This window comes from Mesorhizobium sp. M4A.F.Ca.ET.050.02.1.1, assembly GCF_003997725.1.
Classification (GTDB): Bacteria; Pseudomonadota; Alphaproteobacteria; order Rhizobiales; family Rhizobiaceae; genus Mesorhizobium.
In genome coordinates, this window is record NZ_RZSG01000039.1 from 1 (window position 1) to 19,909 (window position 19,909).

Below are 19,909 nucleotides of genomic sequence, written 5' to 3' on the forward strand. Positions count from 1 at the left end.
GAGTGGGAACGAAATGGCGCTCGAAGAAGGCCCGGGCCTGCGCTCGATTCGGCAACGAAACGGCACGCGCCTCCTGATAGGCTTCGGCAAAGGCCTCGAAGCCGACGCCAAGCGAGCCCGTGCGATAGGGTTTGGTTAGGACATGGAAGGCCGAGCGGCGAAAGGCGGCATAGGCGGCGCGGTGGTCGTCCTCATCCCAACCGGGCAGCTCGCCAAAGGATTTTTCGCTGAAAAGGGAAGAGAGCGACACCGCCGCCGCCCGGGCTCAATCTTCTTCTTCGGTAGCGACGAGCTTCCAGTTCGGATCGCGCGAGCGCGTGTCGCGGGCGAAGGTCCAGACGTCCTTGACCTCGGCGACGGTTTCGGGGTCGCCGTCGATGACGGCGCCGGCCTTGTCGCGGGTCGCCGAAATCAGCTCGCTGACGATGCGCAGCGTGATGTGCGCTTCGCCGCCCTTCATCTCGGCGGCGACGATATCTGCCTTGTCGATGCCGACGAAGGAGGACTGGATCTTCTCCGACTTTGCCTCGCGATCCCCGATCGCGGCGACGAAGCCGTCAAAGACCTCGCGCGAGAGAAGGTTCTTCAGCGTCTTTCGGTCGCCGTCGGCATAGGCCATGACGATCATCTCGTAGGCCATCTTGGCGCCGTCGACAAAGCCCTTCGGATCGAAAGACGGGTCGTTGTCCTTGATCGTCCTCAGACCCTTGTTGAGATCGGTGTCGGGCCTGGCGAAGGCATCGATCTCGGCATAGGCGTCGGCGGCCGGTTCCCCCGGCGCCCGCTTTCGCGGCAGCGAAACCACATTCTCCGATTTCTGGCCGGCCTCCTGCTGCTCGCGCGTGCGGCTCGCCGAATAGGGGTCGAAGGGCGGGCGCTCGCTGCCCGTGCGACGGCCCAGCACGTTGCGCAGCTGGAAAAAGATCACAACCGCCGCAATCAGAAAGAAAATCGTGCCGAAGTCGAAGAAACCCATATCTTCCGCCAATTCGATCCCTGTCCTGGCCGGACCGCCGGCCAGCATCAGGCCGCGGTCGCATAGCGTTCAACACCCAAAGCATATAGAACGCTAGGCGCAATCATTCAAATCAAAGGCAGGCATACCTATCTAACGGGTCCGGTGCCAGCGGCGATTGCACGCTAGACGGGAAAACACGGAAACGATCGGCCAGGAATTGCGTATTTCACTGCTCCCATTGCTCGTCCTCGCGCTGCCGCTGCTGGAAATCGCCGGCTTCGTCGTCGTCGGCCGCCAGATCGGCGCGCTGGCGACAGTCGGCCTGGTGCTGGCCTCCTCGATTGCCGGCAGCCTGTTGCTGCGACACCAGGGCTTCGGCGTGATGGCGCGGGTGCGGGCCGAGATGGATGCCGGGCGCGATCCGAGCAGCCAGCTAGCGCATGGCGCGATGATCGTGCTGGCGGCGATCCTTCTGATCATTCCCGGTTTCATCACCGACATCCTCGCCATCCTGTTGCTTCTGCCGCCGGTGCGCGAACTCGCCTGGCGGATGCTGAAAAGCCGCATAGTGCTGGCGACCAGCTTCAGCGCCGGCTTCCAGGCGCGGCCGCGCGGCAAGACAATCGATCTCGACGACAGCGACTATTCGCGCGCCGACGATTATACGCGCGGGCCCGACCACAATTCGCCCTGGCGCCGCCTCAAGGACGACTAGGCAATTTCCGGTCAAGTGTCTCAAGGTTCGCCGGCAGGAATCTGCGACAGAGATAGGCAACAACTGTGATCCCGCGCTGAGGCGGCAAACCTTGTCTTGTCATGCCGACCATGGTAGCGAACGCCCGGTTTCAATCCGGTCAGCAAGGCTGCCCAGGCAAAAGGACAAAGGCTCATGGCCAGCAAAGACGACGCGCCGACCGGCGCCGCCAACGGCAACGGCAACGCGCAGCCGACACTCAACGTGCTCGCCCAGTATGTGAAGGATCTGTCCTTCGAGAGCCCCGGCGCGCCGAATTCGCTGCGCGGCCGCGACAAGGCTCCCGGCATCGCCATCAATGTCAACGTCAACGCCAATCCGCTGTCGGACAAGCAGTTCGACGTCAACCTGACGCTGAACGCCAAGGCCTCCTTCGACCAGGAAGTGCTGTTCAACGTCGAGCTGGTCTATGGCGGCGTCTTCGCCATCAGCGGCTTCCCGCAGGAGCACATGCTGCCGATCCTGTTCATCGAATGCCCGCGGCTGCTATTCCCCTTCGCCCGCCAGATCATCGCCGAGGCGACGCGCAATGGCGGCTTCCCGCCGCTGATGCTCGACCCGATCGATTTCGCGCAGATGTTCCAGCAGAAGCTGGCCGAGGACCAGGCGGCGGCGAAGGTCCAGGTGAGCTGATCCGCTCTTCATTAGGTGTCGAAAAGCCCGGCCTCGCGCCGGGCTTTTTGCATGAGATGCCGGCGGGACGGTGTTAGTTCTGAGCCACCCCGGCTTCGGCTTCCACCTTCAGCCACAGCGCCTTTTCGCCGAGCGTGCGCACCAGGCCGGCATGCGCGGCGCGCTCGGCCTCGGTGAGGCGCGGCGGGAGCGCAATCGGCCGCGCGCCGATGGAGATGTCGATGTCGGCCACCTCGCCGGCGCCGTTCATCTGCACCGCCACCGCATCGAGGATCAGCGCCGCCTGCTTGCCGCCGATGAGCTCGATATAGACCTCGGCCAGCAATTCGGAATCGAGCAGCGCGCCGTGCTTGGTGCGGTGGGTGTTGTCGATGCCGTAGCGGCGGCAGAGCGCGTCCAGCGAGTTCGGACCCATCGGGTGCTTGCGGCGCGCCAGCGCCAGCGTATCGACGACGCGGCCGACATCGATGACGGGATGGCCGAGCCGGCCGAATTCGAGATTGAGGAAGCCGATGTCGAAATTGGCGTTGTGGGCGATCAGCTTGGCGCCGTCGGTGAAGGCCAGCCACTCCTCGGCGATCTCCGAAAAGATCGGCTTGCCGACCAGGTCGGCGGCGCTGATGCCGTGCACGGCCTGCGCCTCGGCATGAACCGCCCGCCCCTGCGGGTTGATGAATCTGTGGAAGGTGCGGCCGGTCGGGAAGCGGTTGACCAACTCGACGCCGCCGAGCTCGATGATGCGGTCTTCGCGCATGTCGAGGCCGGTGGTTTCGGTATCGAAAATGATCTCGCGCATCGAATCAGTCCACTCTGAACGAGCAGAATCATCCAACGGAACAAAATGGCAATGGGGACTGCTGACAGCAGGCGTCAGGAAGCGTCCTTGCCCGACTTATCCCCCGCCAATTCGGCGATGATGGCCGCGACCGCGGCGCGCGCGGCGTCAAAGCCCTGGCCGGTGTCGACGATGAAATCGGCCTGGCGGCGTTTTTCGGCATCGGGCACCTGCTTGGCGAGGATAGCGGCCAGCTTCTCCTCGCTCATGCCGGGACGCGCCAGCACACGCGCGCGCTGAACTTCGGCCGGGGCGGTGACGACCACGACCTTGTCGACGCGGTCGCGGCCGCCGGTCTCGAACAGCAAGGGAATGTCGAGCACGGCGAGCGGCGCGCCGGCGGCGCGGTGCCTGGCAAGGAAGGCGTCGGCATCGGCGCGGACCAGCGGATGGACGATCGCTTCCAGCCGCTTCAGGGCCGCGGCATCGCCGAGCACCCGCGCACCGAGCCTGGCGCGGTCGACGACACCCGCATCGGTGGTGCCGGGAAAGGCGGCCTCGACCAGCGGGCCGGCCTTACCGGCATAGAGGCGATGCACCGTCTCGTCGGAATCGTGCACCGGCACGCCGGCCTCGGCAAACATCTTCGCCGTCGTCGACTTGCCCATGCCGATCGATCCGGTGAGGCCGAGCACGATCATAGCCGGCGCCTCATCAATGGGCTTCGATGTCAGCGATGATCATCCGCCTGAGCTCGGCGGTGACCTCGGGCCGCTCGCCGAACCAGCGTTCGAACCCGGGCGCCGCCTGGTGCAGCAGCATGCCGAGCCCATCGACCGTCCACAGGCCGCGCCCCCTGGCGGCGGCGAGGAGCGGTGTCTCGAGCGGCACGTAGACGATGTCGGTAACGATGGCATGGCCGGGCAGGCCCGCCGGATCGGCGGACAGGCCTTCATTGCCATGCATGCCGAGAGCCGTGGTGTTGACGAGAAGGCCGGCATCGGTAAGCAGGTCGCCGACAGCATGGGCGCCATGCGCGGAGACGCCCTCGCCGAAACGGCGGCTGAGCTCCTCGGCCCGCGCCAGCGTGCGGTTGACGATGCGGATGTCCTTCACGCCGCGCTCGATCAGCGCCTGGATGGCAGCGCGCGACGCGCCGCCGGCGCCAAGCACCACGGCGGGGCCATTCGAAGCCCAGCCCGGCGCGTAGTCATCGAGATTGGCGGCAAAGCCGTAGGCATCGGTGTTGCCGCCCCACAATTGTCCGTCCTCGAACCACAGCGTGTTGACGGCGCCGATCGCTTCGGCCGCCTCGTCGCGACGCTCGACCTGCGCGAAGGCCGCCTCCTTGTGCGGGATGGTGACGTTGCCGCCCTGGAAGCCATTATTCCGAAGTCCGTCCACAAAGGCGGCGAAATTGTCCGGCGCGACATCGATGGCCTGATAGCTGCCGTCGATGCCGTACTTGGCCAGCCAGTAGCCATGGATTTTCGGCGAGCGCGAATGCGCGATCGGGTGGCCGGTAACGAAAGCTTTTTTCGCTGCCTCAGCCATCGATTGCTCCGAGCTCCCGCAGCTTCTCCAAAACCGGCAGAAGCGGCAGGCCGACGATGGTGAAATGGTCGCCCTCGATTTTTTCGAACAGCTGGATGCCCTCACCCTCGATCTGATAGGCGCCGACACTCGACAGCGCCTTGTCGCCGACACGCGCCAGATGGCGGCCGATGAAGGCTGGCTCCAGTTTGCGCATGGTGAGACTGGCGATGCCGACATGCCGCCACAGCACCGCGCCGTCGCGGGCAAGCACGGCGGCGCTGTTCAGCTGATGGGTCTTGCCGGACAGGGCGAGGAGATGGCGGCGGGCGCCTTCCATGTCGGCCGGCTTGTGGAACACCTCGTCGCCGAGCGACAGCGTCTGGTCGCAGCCGAGCACCAGCGCGCCGGGCCTGCGCTCGCTGACCTCGGTCGCCTTGGCCTCGGCAAGCACCAGCGCGACGTCCTCCGGCGACACGCCGCTATGCTTGAGCGGCGCCTCGAGCGCGCGCTCATCGACCTCGGCCGGCACCGCCTCGATCTCGACGCCGGCATTGACCAGCATCGCCTTGCGGAACGGGCTGCCGGAGGCGAGGATGATTTTCTCGGTCATTTTGTACTCGGACGCGGACAAGGGACGGTTGGTGTATGCAAAGCCTTGCTATTGTAGAGTTGGCGCCGCCCCTCATTGTCCTGCCGGACATTTCTCCCCGTATAGAGACGGGGGGAAAGGGCCAGCTTCAGCGCAGGCGCTCTTTCCAGCAGCGCTGGCGATTGGCGAAACCATAGACACCAGCGCCCCTCTCCCCGTCCCTATACGGGGAGAGGATGCCGGCAGGCAGGTAAGGGGCGGCGCCGACCTCCGCCAAGGTGACTCGCAAAACTAGCTTCTTTGCTCATCTATCTCGACTTTCCCCGCAGGGCAACGATCGCCGCCGCCGTCTCCTCGATCGAACGACGGGAGACATCGATCATCGGCCAGCCATGCCTTGTGCAGATCTGGCGGGCATAGGCGAGCTCCTCGTTGATCGCGGCGCGGTCGACATAGTCGGACGGCACGTATGTGCTGGTGTTGCCGAGGATGCGGTTCTGGCGGACATGCGAGATGCGCTCGGCGGTGGCGATCAGGCCGACGATCAAGGGCGTCCTGGCGTTGACCAGGCTCTCCGGCACCGGCACGCCGAGCACGATCGGGATGTTGGCGGTCTTGATGCCGCGGTTGGCGAGATAGATGCTGGTCGGCGTCTTGGAGGTGCGCGAAATGCCGATCAGCACGATGTCGGCATCGTCCATGTTGGCGGGCAGCTGTCCGTCATCATGCTCCATGGTGAAGTTCAGCGCATCGATGCGGCGAAAATATTCGGCGTCGAGCACGTGCTGGGCGCCGACGCGGCGGCCGGCCGGCGTACCGAGATAGGACTGGAAGACGGCAAGCACCGGCTCGAGCACCGAGACGCAAGGCAGGCCCATCGCCGCGCAGCGCTCATCGATGCCGCGCGCGAGCTTCTGGTCGACGACGGTGTAGAGGATGATGCCGGGTTCTTCCTCGATATCCTCGAACACCTTGGCCACCTGCTTTTCGGTGCGGATCAGCGGGTAGATGTGCTCGATGGCGCGCGCGTCCTTGTATTGCGCGGAGGCGGCGCGGCCGGCCGCCAGCAGCGTCTCGCCGGTGGCGTCGGAAATCAGGTGCAGGTGAAAGAAGCTCTGGGGTTTGTTCACAGGCGCGGGTTCCAGGCTGTGGGCAGTTGTGGACAAGATCGGACAAAGACGCGAAGGGGGCGAGAGCGACTGTATCAGATGGTGGGTTGTCCACAATTCGCCCTGCTGTAGGCTTTGTCGGGGCGCTGGGGACAAAACTGGGGATCAACTTTTCTTGGCCGATTTCATCCACAGCCCGAAATTTGGGAGCGAAAGGCCAAGCTGCTGACTCGGAAGGAGAATTCCGGTTGTTCCCCAAAACCCTCCAAATCGCGATCGGGACCGCGCGACAATATGCTGACTGGCCTTTTCGGGCGGCAGGCTGGACAGGTCGCAACCACCACAACCAACAGACTCTTAGAATCAGAAGACTCTTTTAAAATAGATATTTGATTTAAGAGGACCCTTGAGAGGCGACGCTGAATGCCTGGAAAACGGATCATGCTGGACGTTTTGAGGGGCGAGCCTGTCTTTCCTCCGCCCATCTGGATGATGCGCCAGGCCGGCCGCTATCTGCCGGAGTATAGAGAGACCCGGAAGCGCGCCGGCTCCTTCCTCGATCTATGCTACGATCCGGACCTTGCGGTGGAAGTGACGCTGCAGCCGATCGAGCGCTTCGGCTTCGATGCCTCGATCCTGTTCTCCGACATCCTTGTGGTGCCCAACGCGCTCGGCCGAGACGTCCGCTTCGAAGAGGGCCGCGGGCCGATGCTGACGCCGATCTCGGCTTCGGAGATTGCGGGCCTCACCGGCGATTTGTTTCACGTGAATCTCGAACCGGTTTACGAGACCGTCCGCCGGTTGCGCGCCAAACTGCCTGACGAGACGACGCTGATCGGCTTCTGCGGCGCGCCGTGGACGGTGGCGACCTATATGATCGCAGGCCAGGGCACGCCGGACCAGGCGCCGGCGCGGCTTTTCGCCTATCGCGAGCCGGAGGCCTTCGCGCGGCTGTTGAAAGTGCTGGCCGATCATTCGGCCGCTTATCTCATCCGCCAGATCGAAGCCGGCGCCGATGTGGTGCAGATCTTCGATTCCTGGTCCGGTGTTTTGGACGAGCCTTCCTTCCAGGCTTTCTGCGTCGAGCCGGTGGCCGAGATCGCGCGGCAAGTGAAGGCGGTCCACCCGAATGTTCCGGTCATCGGTTTTCCGAAGGGCGCCGGCGAGCGCTACCGCGACTATCGCTCCAAGACCGGCATCACCGGCCTCGGCCTCGACTGGACGGTGCCGCTCTCGATGGCGAAGGAATTGCAGCTTGGCGGCGCCGTGCAGGGCAATCTCGATCCGCTCCGGCTGGTGGCCGGCGGCAAGGCGCTGGCCGACGGCGTGGACGCGATCCTGAGGACGCTGGGCGGCGGGCCGCTGATCTTCAACCTCGGACACGGCATCACGCCGGAGACGCCGATCGCGCATGTCGAGGCGATGGTGAAACAGGTGCGGAGCGCGACGCGCTGATGGCTGACAATACCAACAGCACCGGCCAGGCGATGAAGCGCATGGTGATCGGCATCGCCGCTCTGGTCGTCGCGACTGCGCTGCTTTACTTCGTGGCGTCCGACGGCTTCTACCTGTGGGCCAAGGCCATCCATGTCATCGCCGTCATCTCGTGGATGGCCGGCATGCTCTATCTGCCCCGGCTCTTCGTCTATCATGCCGATGCCGAGAAGGGATCGGCGCAGTCGGAAACCTTCAAGGTTATGGAGCGCCGGCTGCTCAGAGCCATCATCAATCCGGCGATGATCGCGACCTGGGTGTTCGGGCTCTGGCTGGCCTGGAAGGGCTTTGCCTTCCATGGCGGTTGGCTGCACGCCAAGATAGCGCTGGTGCTCGTATTGTCGGGGCTGCATGGCTATCTCGCCGGCGCGGTGCGGAAATTCGCCGAGGACAAGAATGAAAAGCCGGCGCGCCACTGGCGGATCGTCAACGAGATCCCCACATTGCTGCTGATCGTCATCGTCATCCTGGTCGTCGTGAAGCCGTTCTGAGGCTTCCCGCGACGGCGCAAAAGGCGGCTTGCTCTTTCAGACGAGCGACGATAAAAGACGGGTCTTCCTTCCCGTCATGCGCCGCCCCATTTTTTCGCTTTCGGCCGCGCCCGGCATTTGTCGCATCCAGCCGATTTTTCTCCCCAAAGCCTACCCAGAGTCCATCTAATGCAAGAAATGAAACTCACCGAGTTCAAGAACAAGAAGCCGCCAGAGCTGATCGCTTATGCCGAATCGCTCGAGGTGGAGAACGCCAGCGTGATGCGCAAGCAGGAGCTGATGTTCGCGATCCTGAAGAAACTCGCCGCCCAGGACATCGAGATCATCGGCGACGGCGTGGTCGAGGTGCTGCAGGATGGCTTCGGCTTCCTGCGCTCGGCCAATGCAAACTACCTGCCAGGTCCCGACGACATCTACATCTCGCCGTCGCAGATCCGCCGCTTTTCGCTCAAGACCGGCGATACGGTCGAAGGACCGATCCGCAGCCCGAAAGAGGGCGAGCGCTATTTCGCGCTGCTCAAGGTCAATACCATCAATTTCGACGATCCCGAAAAGATCCGGCACAAGATCCACTTCGACAATCTGACGCCGCTTTATCCAACCAAGCGGCTGAAGATGGAGGTCGACAATCCGACCTCGAAGGACATCTCGCCGCGCGTGATCGACCTGGTGGCGCCGATCGGCAAGGGCCAGCGCGCGCTGATCAACGCGCAGCCGCGCACCGGTAAAACGGTGCTGATGCAAAACATCGCCCACTCGATCACCGCCAACCATCCGGAATGCTATCTGATCGTGCTTTTGATCGACGAGCGGCCGGAAGAAGTGACCGACATGCAGCGCTCGGTGAAGGGCGAGGTGATCTCCTCGACCTTCGATGAGCCGGCCGCCCGCCACGTCCAGGTCGCCGAAATGGTGATCGAGAAGGCGAAGCGCCTGGTCGAGCATGGCCGCGACGTGGTCATCCTGCTTGATTCGATCACCCGCCTCGGCCGCGCCTACAACACCGTCGTGCCGTCCTCCGGCAAGGTGCTCACCGGCGGTGTCGACGCCAATGCGCTGCAGCGCCCGAAGCGCTTCTTCGGTGCCGCCCGTAACATCGAGGAAGGCGGCTCGCTGACCATTATCGCTACCGCGCTGATTGATACCGGCAGCCGCATGGACGAAGTGATCTTCGAAGAGTTCAAGGGCACCGGCAACTGCGAAATCCAGCTCGACCGCAAGGTGGCCGACAAGCGCATCTATCCCGCCATGGACATCCTCAAGTCCGGAACCCGCAAGGAAGACTTGCTGGTGCCGCGCGCGGATCTGCAGAAGATCTTCGTGCTGCGTCGCATCCTGGCGCCGATGGGAACGACCGACGCGATCGAGTTCCTCATCGACAAGCTGAAGCAGACCAAGACCAACGCCGACTTCTTCGATTCGATGAATACGTAGTCGGGATACAAGGCGAGGCGGGGAACTTCCCCTCGCCTTCTCGATCGTTGGCAAGCCAATCGCAGAGGTCAGCGCCGCCCCTCATTGCCCGGCCGGGCATTTCTCCCCGTGAACGGGGAGAAAGAGGCTGGCCGCAACGCCGGCACTCTTCTTGCCACGATGGCGATTGACGAAATCGGCAGCGACAGCGCCCTTCTCCCCGTTTACGGGGAGAAGATGGCGGCAGCCAGATGAGGGGCAGCGCCAACGCTCGAAGAGGGGGTTGGGGTTACGTGCCTGTTCCTCGCCGCAACAGCTTCCCCAACTCGTCCGCATCGGTAACCACTGGCAGGCAAACCTGCCCGGTGCACAGCCAGGCGCCCTGCTTGTCGGTCGGCGGCACCACCCCACCCGGCAAGCTCGGTCGATTCGCTTCCGTACCGACCGCAACGACGATATCCACCCGGCGCGGGTCGGGATTCCGATTCGCAACCGGAACGAGGCTTGGACTCTCTAGATTGTCGATCAGCACCAGCTTCAACGGCTCGAGCGCCAGCGCGCAGGCATTGACGATGCCAGCCTGGCCATAGGCCTGTTGCGCGGCGCGGCCCATGGCATGCTCGGCCGTCGTCCAGGCCTTTTGCTCCATGTCGAAATCGCCGGTGACTAATGCCAATCGCACCAGCGCCTCGATGATCTGGGCGGAGGCGGACGGGATTGCCTCGTCGACATCGCCGCGGATGCGGATCGGAACATCAGCACTGTCGGACGCGGTCAGATAATAGCCGGTCTTGTTGCCATCCTGGTGCCAATGATCGAGCTGTCCGATGAAATGCCTGGCGCGATCGACATAGGCCGTCTCGCCGGTGGCCTCGAAGAGTGCGATGGCGGCGTTTGTCATGGCGGCATAGTCGCTCGACAAGGCCGGGAACAGTTTCCTGGCGCCTAGCATGGAATGCGGCAGGCGGCCGTCATGGCTCGCTTCGACGATGTGGGCGAAGGCCCGCGCGGCGGCCTCGATCCAGTCGGGTCGCTGCAGGGCACGGCCGGCGTCGGCAAGCGCGGCGATCATCAGGCCGTTCCAGTCGGTCAGCGCCTTGCCGTCGCGGCCGGGCCTGACGCGCCGTTCCCTGGCGGCCAGGAGCTTCTGCTTCAACGGCAGGAACAAGGCTTGGTCGACGATGCTTTGCTTTTGCTGGCCGGCGGTTTGGCGGATGATCGGCTTGCCTTCCCAGCCATGCGGGCTAGCGAGGCCGAAGTATTTGAAAAACAAGGCCGAATCGTCGCCAAGCACGGCTTCGACCTCGTCGCGGTTCCAGGTGTAGAACAGCCCCTCCTCGCCGTCGCTGTCGGCATCGAGGCTGGCGGCGAAGCCGCCGCCATCGACCAGCATCTCGCGCAGCAGCCAGGCGGCCGTCTCTTCGATTCGTATCCGGAATAAATTATTGCCGGTGGCGGCAAACGCCCAATTGCACATGCGCAGGAGCTGGGCGTTGTCATAGAGCATCTTCTCGAAATGCGGCACCAGCCATTCGGCATCGGTCGAGTAGCGGCTCAATCCACCGCCGATGTGATCGTAGATGCCGCCGGCCAGCATTTTCTCCAGGCTGAGCAGGACAGCGTCGCGATGCGAGGCAACCCCGTCGCGCAGCCACGACAGCCAGAGCGTCTGCATGAATGGCGCGTTGGGGAATTTCGGCGCGCCGCGCAAGCCGCCCAGATCGCGGTCGATCATGCCGTCGATGCGGCCGGCAAGATCGCTGAGCGTGTCCCGATCGAGCACCGCCTTGCCATGGCTTCCCGCCAGCCGCGCCTCGACATGGCTGGTCAGGCCGTCGGCGCTTTGGCCAAGGCTCTCCTGCTTCTCCCGCCACGCCTTGTCGACCGCTTCCATGACCTGGATGAAGCCTGGCCGGCCGTAGCGGGCCTCGCGCGGAAAATAGGTGCCGCCCCAGAACGGCTTGCCTTCGGGCGTCAGGAACATGGTCAACGGCCAGCCGCCCTGCTCGCCCATGGCATGCAGTGCCGCCATATAGATCTGGTCGATGTCCGGCCGCTCCTCGCGATCGACCTTGATATTGATGAACAGCCGGTTCATGACGGCGGCAACGGCGTCGTTCTCGAAGCTTTCATGCGCCATGACATGGCACCAGTGGCAGGCGGCGTAGCCGATCGACAGCAGGATCGGCCGTCCGAGTTCCCTGGCTTCGGCGAGCGCCGCGGGCGACCAGCCCCGCCAATGCACCGGATTGTCGCTGTGCTGCTGCAGATAGGGGCTGGCCTCTTCGGCCAGCAGGTTTTGCGCGGGCAAGGTCACGACGGCAAACTCGGTTAACGATGTTGCGCGGGAAGCTAGGGCGGTTCGGTAGAGCGGGCAAATGATTTTGAGCGATTCGATTGTTGCCTTGTCGAGCGGACGCTTGCCGGCCGGCATCGCCGTCATCCGAATTTCCGGTCCGAAGACTCGATTCGTGGTCGAAACGATTGCCGGATCAGTGGTTAAGGAGCGTCGTGCGGTCTATCGCAAGCTGACAGCGGCGGATGGATCGGTGATCGACCGGGGTTTGGTTCTCTTCTTGCCGGGCCCCGGCAGTTTTACCGGCGAGGACATTGCCGAGTTCCAGGTTCATGGCGGCCGCGCCGTGGCGGCCAAGATGCTGGAGACCATCACGGGCTTTGACGGCGTCAGGCACGCAGAGCCCGGCGAATTCACGCGCCGCGCCTTTCTCAACGGCAGGCTCGATCTGGTCGAGACCGAAGCGCTGGCCGATCTCGTCAATGCCGAGACCGAGGCGCAGCGGCGCTTTGCCGTGCGCAATGCCGAAGGGACGCAAAGCGAGCTTTACGCCGAATGGCGGCGGCGGCTCATCCATGCGCGGGCGATGATCGAGGCCGAGATCGACTTTGCCGACGAGGAGGACGTGCTGGGTTCCGTTTCGGACACGGTCTGGTCGGATGTGCGGGCGATGATCGGCGAGATCGATCGCCATGTCGACGGCTTCCGCGCCGCCGAGGTCATCCGCGACGGGTTCGAGGTCGTTATTCTCGGCGCGCCAAACGCCGGGAAATCCAGCCTGTTCAACGCGCTCGCTCGGCGTGAGGCCGCGATCGTGACCGACGAACCCGGCACCACGCGCGATCTGCTCGAAGTGGTGCTTGACCTTGAAGGGATGCGAGTCCGCGTCATCGATACGGCCGGTTTAAGGGAGGCGTCCGGTAAGGTCGAGGCGATCGGCATTGAGAAAGCGCGCGCGAAGGCGGGTGGTGCAGATCTGCTGCTGCTGCTCGAGGATATGGCGGCGCCCGTCGACGCCGGCGCGGTGCCGTCCGATGCGCCTCTGCTGAGGATCGGGACAAAGGCGGACCTTGTTGCGGACGGGCCGGCTTTTGACCGCTCGAAGCTTTATGACGCGGTGATCTCGACCAAGGATGGCACCGGACTGGCGGAGCTGCTAGCCGAGGTCGGGCGTCGCGCTGCAGCGGCTGCCGGGGAGATCGGCGACGTCCTGCCATCGCGCTTGCGCCATGTCGAATTGCTCAAGGAGACAAACTTCCACCTGGGAGCGGCGCTGTCGGTACAGCGAGGCCAAGAACTGCGCGCCGAGGAGCTACGCCTGGCGGCGGATCGGCTCGGGCGAATCACCGGTGCGGTCGACGTTGAGGACCTGCTCGACGTGATCTTCTCACAATTCTGCATCGGCAAATGACTCACGTGAAACATTGTCGGGGGTAGGCGGATAGCGCGATTCACGTGAAACACCGGGCTTCCAGACGACAGGCATTGTTTCACGTGAAACGAGACCGCTCCTACGTTCTTGACAGCGGAGCCCCGCAGGGACATGTCTCCGTCATCCTCAGTCTTTGGAATTGAAAAGATGAACGATCACTATGATGTGGTTGTGGTAGGCGGCGGCCATGCCGGTTGCGAGGCGGCCAGCGCCGCGGCACGCGCCGGCGCCAGGACGGCGCTGGTGACGCTGCGTTTCGACACGATCGGCGTCATGTCCTGCAACCCGGCGATCGGCGGCCTCGGCAAGGGCCATCTGGTGCGCGAGATCGACGCGATGGATGGTCTGATGGGCCGGATCGCCGATGCGGCCGGCATCCAGTTCCGCTTGCTCAATCGCCGCAAGGGGCCGGCCGTACGCGGCCCGCGCACGCAGGCCGATCGCAAGCTTTATCGCCTCGCCATGCAGGAAGCGATTCGGCAGGAGGACAATCTCGAGGTGATCGAAGGCGAAGTTCTCGACTTTGAAATCGTGGAGGGGCAGATCGCGGCCGTTCGGATGTCGGGCGATCGCCGCCTGGCTTGCGGCGCGGTGGTGCTGACCACCGGGACCTTCCTGCGCGGCTTGATCCATATCGGTGAGAAGAAGGTCGTCGCCGGCCGCATGAACGAGCAAGCGAGTCTTGGCCTGTCGGCAACGATGGGCCGTGCGGGGTTCAGGCTCGGGCGCCTGAAGACCGGAACACCCCCTCGCCTCGACGGTCGGACCATCGACTGGGCGTCGCTGGAAAGCCAGGCGGCGGACGAGTATCCGGTGCCGTTCTCGCTGCTGACCGACACGATCCGGAACCCGCAGATCCATTGCGGCATCACGCGCACGACGCCGGAGACGCACGAGCTGATCCGCGCCAATCTCTGCCGCTCGGCCATGTATTCCGGCTCGATCGAAGGGGTGGGGCCGCGCTATTGCCCGTCGATCGAGGACAAGATCGTCAAGTTCGGCGACCGTGAAGGCCACCAGATCTTCCTCGAGCCGGAAGGCCTCGACGACGACACCGTCTATCCGAATGGCATCTCGACCTCGTTGCCGGAGGACGTCCAGCTCGACATTTTGAAGACGATTCCGGGGCTGGAGCGGGCAACCATGCTGCAGCCGGGTTATGCCATCGAGTACGACCATGTCGATCCACGCGAATTGCTGCAGACGTTGGAGACGAAGCGGGTCGGCGGCCTGTTCCTCGCCGGACAGATCAATGGCACGACCGGCTACGAAGAGGCCGGAGCGCAAGGGCTGCTCGCCGGTCTGAACGCAGCGCGCAAGGCCTCCGATAGCGAGCAGATCGTGCTCAGTCGCACCGAAGCCTATATCGGCGTCATGGTCGACGACCTCACCAGCCGCGGCATCGCCGAGCCCTATCGGATGTTCACCTCGCGCGCCGAGTTCCGCCTGTCGCTCAGGGCCGACAATGCCGATGAGCGGTTGACGCCGATGGCGGATCGGCTGGGGATCGCCTCGGCGGAACGGATGCGGCGCTTCAACGCGATGAACGAAGATCTTGCAAAGGCGCGGGTACTGGCATTGAGCGTGCTGTTCACCCCCAATGAGGCGGCGCGCCATGGGCTGGAGATCAACAGGGATGGCGTGCGCCGCTCGGCCTATGAATTGCTCGCCTACCCCGGTGTCGATCTGGCTTGGCTGGCCCGCGTCGAACCGCGCTTCGCCTCAATCGGTGCCAAGACGGCCGAGTGCCTCGAAACGGAAGCGAAATATTCAGTCTATCTCGACCGCCAGCAAGCCGATGTCGCGCAAATCCGGCATGAGGAAGGCCGAGTGATCCCGGCATCGCTCGATTTCACCGATGTCCCCGGCCTTTCCAATGAGCTGAAGCAGAAGATGAAAACGCGGCAGCCGCGCTCCATCGCCGATGCGCAGCGCATGGAAGGGATGACGCCGGCGGCACTCGCAATCATCGTTGCCCATGTTCGCAACGCCGAGGCAGCCGCTCAGAGGCATGTCGCGTGAGCTCTGCCGCATGGGAGAGCCTGGAAAAGGCCGCGGGCCCGGTTTCACGTGAAACATTCGAGCGTCTGGTTGCGTTCGAACAGGTCTTCCTGAAATGGAACCGCAGCATCAATCTTGCCGCGCCGTCGACGCTGGACGATGTCTGGCGCCGGCACATACTGGATAGCGCGCAACTCGCTCGAATCGAGCCAAAGGCCAGGCGCTGGGTGGACCTCGGCTCGGGCGGTGGCTTTCCCGGCCTGGTGCTTGGTTTCCTGCTTGCCGAGCGCGAGGGGGCCTCGATCGATCTGGTCGAAAGCAACCGCAAGAAGGCCTCGTTCCTGCAAGCCGTCATTGGCCAGTTCGACCTGCCGGCGCGTGTCGTAGCGCGGCGCATCGACGACAGCTATTCGCTTGTTCCGGAACCGGAAATCGTCACCGCGCGGGCGCTTGCGGCGCTGCCGGCCTTGCTTGATCTTGCGGCGCCGTGGCTGACCAAGGGTGCGCGCGCGCTCTTCCACAAAGGCCGGGATTACCGCGCCGAAGTGGAAGAAAGCACTCACCGCTGGGCCTTCGATCTGGTAGAACATCCAAGCATGACCGACCCTCACGGCGTCATCCTGGAAATCACCAATCTGCGCCCGGCGAAACCGCAATGAATCACTGGCATCGACCCATGAAAACTGGACCGCGTATTATCACCGTCGCCAACCAGAAAGGCGGCGTCGGCAAGACGACGACGGCGATCAACCTGGCGACGGCGCTGGCCGCCATCGGCGAACAGGTGCTGATCGTCGACCTCGACCCGCAAGGCAATGCCAGCACGGGATTGGGCATCGACCGCAAGGATCGCACGGTGTCGTCCTATGACGTGCTGACCGGCGAGCTCGAGCTGGAAGCGGCCGCCGTGCCGACGGCGGTGCCCGGTCTATCCATCGTGCCGTCGACACTCGACCTGCTCGGCATCGAGATGGAGATCGCCTCGGCGCCGGACCGGGTGCTGCGGTTGCGCAACGCGCTGCGCGCCGCGGCCGAGCGTTCGGCGCCGTTCGGCTATGTGCTGATCGACTGCCCGCCGTCGCTCAACCTCTTGACCTTGAATTCAATGGCCGCGGCCGATTCCGTTCTCGTGCCGCTGCAGTGCGAGTTCTTCGCGCTGGAGGGTCTCAGCCAATTGCTCGAGACGGTCGAGCAGGTGCGGCATACGATCAATCCGGATCTCACCATCCAGGGCATCGTGCTCACCATGTACGACGGCCGCAACAATCTCGCCAACCAGGTGGTGCAGGACGTGCGCACCCACATGGGCGACAAGGTCTACGAGACGATCATCCCGCGCAATGTCCGCGTTTCCGAGGCGCCATCCTACGGCAAGCCGGCGATCCTCTACGACCTCAAATGCTCGGGCAGCCAGGCCTATCTGCAGCTCGCCTCGGAAGTGATCCGCCGCGAGCGCAAATTGCGCGCCGCCTGATAGCGGCCAAGCCCCGATTCGATACCGAAACGATCTGGACAGATTATGAGTGAAGACCTTTCAAGAAAGAGACTCGGCCGTGGCCTTGCGGCGCTGATCGGCGAGATCGATCGTCCCGCAGTCCCGGAAAAGCAGAGCATGGCGGCCGACGGCAAGGTGCCGATCGAATTCGTCAGCCCCAATCCGAAGAATCCGCGCCGGCATTTCGGCGATGCCGAGCTCACCGATCTGGCGCAGTCGATCCGCGAGCACGGCGTGGTGCAGCCGGTGGTGGCGCGGCCGTCGCCGTCGCAGCCCGGCCGCTACGAGATCATCGCCGGCGAGCGGCGCTGGCGGGCGGCGCAGCGCGCCGGCCTGACCGAACTGCCGATCATAGTGCGCGAGGTCAACGACCGCACGGCGCTGGAGCTGGCGATCATCGAAAACGTCCAGCGCGCCGACCTCAACCCGGTCGAGGAGGCGCAGGGCTACCAGCAACTGATCGACGAGCATGGCTACACCCAGGCCGATCTCGGCCAGGTGATCGGCAAGAGCCGCAGCCATGTCGCCAACACGCTGCGGCTCCTGAAGCTGCCCAACGTGATTCACGACATGCTGGTCGATGGCGCGCTGTCGGCCGGCCACGCCCGCACGCTGGTGACGGCCGAGGATCCGGCAGGCCTCGCCAAGCGCATCGTCGAGGAAGGACTTTCGGTGCGCCAGGCCGAAGCGCTGGCGCAGATGCCGGCTGGCCCGACGCCGGTCAAGGCGAAGAAGGCCGAGCCGGTCGAAAAGGACCCCGACACGCTGGCGCTGGAAAAGCTGCTCACCGACACGATCGGCATGATCGTCTCGATCGAGCATAAGGAGCGCGGCGGCACAATTCGCGTCAACTACCGGACGCTGGACCAGCTCGACGATCTCTGCCGGCGGCTAAAGGACGAGCGGTAGCAGCGGGGATTGGCTATAGCGACGGAACAGAGGGTGCGAAGGAAGCCATAGCCGTCGTCATTCTAGGGCGGAGCAAGGAGAGAAGCGACGCGGGCTCGAACGATTTCAGCGTCGGAGCCGGCGGCTTGACAGTGCAGGGCATCGGCGTACCCTCCATTAGGTGCAACTTGAATTATATGCCCTGGCGTGCCGAACACAGTCGCGGCGTGGGCTATTTGCCGTTCCCACGACGCGTGGGCGGCGCCACCCCTCGCCAAAGCGATCCATGCCGACGCGCCTGACGCAGCCGGGAGGTGCAAATGGCAACCAGTTGGCAATTGTCCGGGGACTATTTCGAGAATTGTAGTTGCGACGTCGTATGCCCGTGCCTGATTTCCACCAATGCGCAACTGACATCGAAGCCGACGCAAGGTGCTTGCGATGTTGCCTTGGTCTTTCATATCGACACGGGCAAATTTGGCGACGTTCGGCTGGATGGCCTCAACGTTGCGATGATCGCCCATACACCAGGCCCGATGGCGGACGGCAATTGGACGGCTGCCGCCTATATCGACGAGCAGGCCGACGACAGGCAGACAGAAGCGCTGGGCGCGATCTTCACCGGCGCCGCGGGCGGCCCGATGGCCGCCTTCGCGCCATTGATCAGCACCAACCTCGGAGCCAAGAAGGTGCCAATCAAATACCAAGTCGACGGCAAGAAGCGGTCGGCGGAGATTGCAGGCGTCATGCAGATGGCGGTCGAACCCCTGCCGACGATGCGCGAGGATGGTGAGATGTGGGCGGCGACCGGCCATCCCGTCAATCCCGAGAGGCTGGTGCTGGCGGCGGGCGTAGAAGGCAGCACATTCAGCGACCACGGCATGCACTGGGACAATTCCCGCCGAAACGGACATTACGCCTCGATCAACTGGTCCGGCCAGCAATAGGCCTGGCGCATGGTCGGACCGGACCCGCTGACGCTGCAGCGAAACATCATTCTCGCGCTGTTGATCGTTGTCGCCACGGCAGCCTGGTCCTTGCTGATCTGGCAGCGGATCGGCATGGACACCGACATGCCGATGGAAATCTACTCACCGACCATGGGCATGCAGGCGCCGCTGTTTCTTGCAGTGTGGACGATCATGATGATCGCCATGATGTTCCCGACGGCCGCGCCGATGATCCTGACGTTTCACCGTGTGCAGACCGGCAAACAGGGGCGCGGCGATGCCTTTGTCTCGACCTGGATCTTCGTGGCCGGGTACATGCTGGTCTGGGGGGTGATGGGCGTTCTCGCCTTTGCCGGCGCGGCGGGCGCGGAGATGCTTGCCGGGCGTGTGGGATTGTCCACGGCGATGGCCGCGCGCATCGGCGGCGCGCTGTTGATGGTTGCGGGCGCGTACCAACTTTCCCCACTGAAAGATCTGTGCCTGGCCAAGTGCCGCACGCCAATCGGCTTCATACTGACCTCATGGCGCGATGGTCCTTGGGGCGCGGTACATATGGGCGTAAGGCACGGGTTGTTTTGCCTGGGCTGCTGCTGGCTCCTGTTTCTCGCTCTTTTTCCGCTCGGGATCATGAGCATTGCGGCAATGGCCGTGGTGACACTGCTGGTCTTTGCGGAAAAGACCCTTCCGGCAGGAGAGCGGATTGCAAAGGTATCGGGGGTCGCCTTGCTGCTTTACGGCGCGGCGGTGCTGGTGTTTCCGCAGGCGCTGCCAACCTTCCAGGCGGCGGACGGGATGATCATGAATTGACAATGGAAGGCAGCTACCGCTGCCCAAGCCTCGCGCTCTCCACCGCGATGCCGAGCAGCGCCTGGCGCGCCAGGGCTTCGGACAGGTCCGGCCTCCGGCGTGTCTGCAGCACCGCGGTCTGCAGCCGGTTGAGCGCCCGGCCAAGCGCCTCGACGCTCCAGCGCTCCAGCGCCTTCTCCACCAGCTTGCGCCGCGAGAAGAAAACCGGCGGCCGCAACCCCCCCTCGGTCCTCCCCGGCGCCCGGCCCCCGGGTTTCTTCTCGCGGCGCAAGCTGGTGGCGAAGGCGC

19 protein-coding genes and 2 pseudogenes are annotated in these 19,909 nt (G+C 64.1%); 12 read left to right on the forward strand and 9 right to left on the reverse strand.

What is annotated here, in order from left to right; all coding sequences use genetic code 11:
- Both EOA33_RS05345 and EOA33_RS05350 read right to left on the reverse strand, forming a co-directional pair.
- Positions 1–250: pseudogene (locus tag EOA33_RS05345) on the reverse strand (transglycosylase); the annotation flags it as partial.
- Between the two features lie 15 nt (positions 251–265).
- Positions 266–976 carry a Tim44/TimA family putative adaptor protein gene (locus tag EOA33_RS05350; RefSeq protein ID WP_126057316.1) on the reverse strand — a complete coding sequence of 237 codons (711 nt, stop codon included), beginning with the start codon at positions 974–976 and terminating at the stop codon, positions 266–268.
- A 199-nt stretch (positions 977–1,175) separates the two neighbouring features.
- Between EOA33_RS05350 and EOA33_RS05355 the strand changes: the two genes are divergently transcribed.
- Together EOA33_RS05355 and secB are read left to right on the forward strand one after the other, a co-directional pair.
- On the forward strand, positions 1,176–1,673 hold the full coding sequence (locus EOA33_RS05355) for an FxsA family protein (RefSeq protein WP_126057317.1): 498 nt from the start codon (positions 1,176–1,178) through the stop codon (positions 1,671–1,673).
- A gap of 174 nt (positions 1,674–1,847) precedes the next feature.
- On the forward strand, positions 1,848–2,345 hold the full coding sequence (secB, locus tag EOA33_RS05360; RefSeq protein WP_126057318.1) for a protein-export chaperone SecB: 498 nt from the start codon (positions 1,848–1,850) through the stop codon (positions 2,343–2,345).
- Positions 2,346–2,418: 73 nt separating this feature from the next.
- Here the strand turns inward: secB and dnaQ are convergent, their stop codons facing one another.
- From dnaQ to EOA33_RS05390, 5 genes are all read right to left on the reverse strand, one after another.
- On the reverse strand, positions 2,419–3,141 hold the full coding sequence (gene dnaQ, locus EOA33_RS05365) for a DNA polymerase III subunit epsilon (protein WP_126057319.1): 723 nt from the start codon (positions 3,139–3,141) through the stop codon (positions 2,419–2,421).
- Between the two features lie 74 nt (positions 3,142–3,215).
- The gene (gene coaE, locus EOA33_RS05370; protein ID WP_126057320.1) at positions 3,216–3,821 is read right to left on the reverse strand and encodes a dephospho-CoA kinase; all 606 of its coding nucleotides are present in this window, start codon (positions 3,819–3,821) and stop codon (positions 3,216–3,218) included.
- Between the two features lie 13 nt (positions 3,822–3,834).
- Positions 3,835–4,674, reverse strand: a complete 840-nt coding sequence (locus EOA33_RS05375; RefSeq protein WP_126057321.1) for a shikimate dehydrogenase — start codon at positions 4,672–4,674, stop codon at positions 3,835–3,837.
- On the reverse strand, positions 4,667–5,266 hold the full coding sequence (locus EOA33_RS05380) for a Maf-like protein (protein WP_126057322.1): 600 nt from the start codon (positions 5,264–5,266) through the stop codon (positions 4,667–4,669). The genes EOA33_RS05375 and EOA33_RS05380 overlap by 8 nt, the downstream gene beginning before the upstream one ends.
- Positions 5,267–5,553: 287 nt before the next feature.
- Positions 5,554–6,375: a pyruvate, water dikinase regulatory protein gene (locus tag EOA33_RS05390; protein WP_126057323.1), complete on the reverse strand. Its 822-nt coding sequence runs from the start codon at positions 6,373–6,375 to the stop codon at positions 5,554–5,556.
- Between the two features lie 402 nt (positions 6,376–6,777).
- On the opposite strand from EOA33_RS05390, the gene hemE reads away from it, so the two are divergent.
- From hemE to rho, 3 genes are all read left to right on the forward strand, one after another.
- Positions 6,778–7,809 carry a uroporphyrinogen decarboxylase gene (gene hemE, locus EOA33_RS05395; RefSeq protein ID WP_126057324.1) on the forward strand — a complete coding sequence of 344 codons (1,032 nt, stop codon included), beginning with the start codon at positions 6,778–6,780 and terminating at the stop codon, positions 7,807–7,809.
- Positions 7,809–8,339 (forward strand): protoporphyrinogen oxidase HemJ, encoded by a 531-nt coding sequence (gene hemJ / locus EOA33_RS05400; RefSeq protein ID WP_126057325.1) that lies wholly within the window; start codon positions 7,809–7,811, stop codon positions 8,337–8,339. Before hemE ends, hemJ begins: the two co-directional genes overlap by 1 nt.
- A gap of 168 nt (positions 8,340–8,507) precedes the next feature.
- Positions 8,508–9,773, forward strand: a complete 1,266-nt coding sequence (gene rho, locus EOA33_RS05405) for a transcription termination factor Rho (RefSeq protein ID WP_112098117.1) — start codon at positions 8,508–8,510, stop codon at positions 9,771–9,773.
- 268 nt (positions 9,774–10,041) lie between these two features.
- On the opposite strand, the gene EOA33_RS05410 is transcribed toward rho, so the two are convergent.
- Complete coding sequence (locus EOA33_RS05410) at positions 10,042–12,069, reverse strand: thioredoxin domain-containing protein (protein WP_126057326.1); 2,028 nt, start codon at positions 12,067–12,069, stop codon at positions 10,042–10,044.
- Positions 12,070–12,130: 61 nt separating this feature from the next.
- Between EOA33_RS05410 and mnmE the strand changes: the two genes are divergently transcribed.
- From mnmE to EOA33_RS05445, 7 genes are all read left to right on the forward strand, one after another.
- Positions 12,131–13,459, forward strand: coding sequence for a tRNA uridine-5-carboxymethylaminomethyl(34) synthesis GTPase MnmE (gene mnmE, locus EOA33_RS05415; RefSeq protein ID WP_126057327.1), 1,329 nt, complete (start codon positions 12,131–12,133; stop codon positions 13,457–13,459).
- 168 nt (positions 13,460–13,627) lie between these two features.
- On the forward strand, positions 13,628–15,502 hold the full coding sequence (gene mnmG / locus EOA33_RS05420; protein ID WP_126057328.1) for a tRNA uridine-5-carboxymethylaminomethyl(34) synthesis enzyme MnmG: 1,875 nt from the start codon (positions 13,628–13,630) through the stop codon (positions 15,500–15,502).
- The gene (gene rsmG / locus EOA33_RS05425; protein ID WP_126057329.1) at positions 15,499–16,140 is read left to right on the forward strand and encodes a 16S rRNA (guanine(527)-N(7))-methyltransferase RsmG; all 642 of its coding nucleotides are present in this window, start codon (positions 15,499–15,501) and stop codon (positions 16,138–16,140) included. The genes mnmG and rsmG overlap by 4 nt, the downstream gene beginning before the upstream one ends.
- A gap of 17 nt (positions 16,141–16,157) precedes the next feature.
- The gene (locus tag EOA33_RS05430; protein WP_126057330.1) at positions 16,158–16,955 is read left to right on the forward strand and encodes a ParA family protein; all 798 of its coding nucleotides are present in this window, start codon (positions 16,158–16,160) and stop codon (positions 16,953–16,955) included.
- Positions 16,956–17,000: 45 nt separating this feature from the next.
- On the forward strand, positions 17,001–17,885 hold the full coding sequence (locus tag EOA33_RS05435; RefSeq protein ID WP_127405143.1) for a ParB/RepB/Spo0J family partition protein: 885 nt from the start codon (positions 17,001–17,003) through the stop codon (positions 17,883–17,885).
- A 299-nt stretch (positions 17,886–18,184) separates the two neighbouring features.
- Positions 18,185–18,811 carry a DUF1326 domain-containing protein gene (locus tag EOA33_RS05440; protein ID WP_126057332.1) on the forward strand — a complete coding sequence of 209 codons (627 nt, stop codon included), beginning with the start codon at positions 18,185–18,187 and terminating at the stop codon, positions 18,809–18,811.
- Between the two features lie 9 nt (positions 18,812–18,820).
- Complete coding sequence (locus EOA33_RS05445; RefSeq protein WP_126057333.1) at positions 18,821–19,621, forward strand: DUF2182 domain-containing protein; 801 nt, start codon at positions 18,821–18,823, stop codon at positions 19,619–19,621.
- A gap of 13 nt (positions 19,622–19,634) precedes the next feature.
- Here EOA33_RS05445 and holA read toward each other — a convergent pair.
- Positions 19,635–19,909 (reverse strand): annotated as a pseudogene (gene holA, locus EOA33_RS05450) (DNA polymerase III subunit delta); the annotation flags it as partial.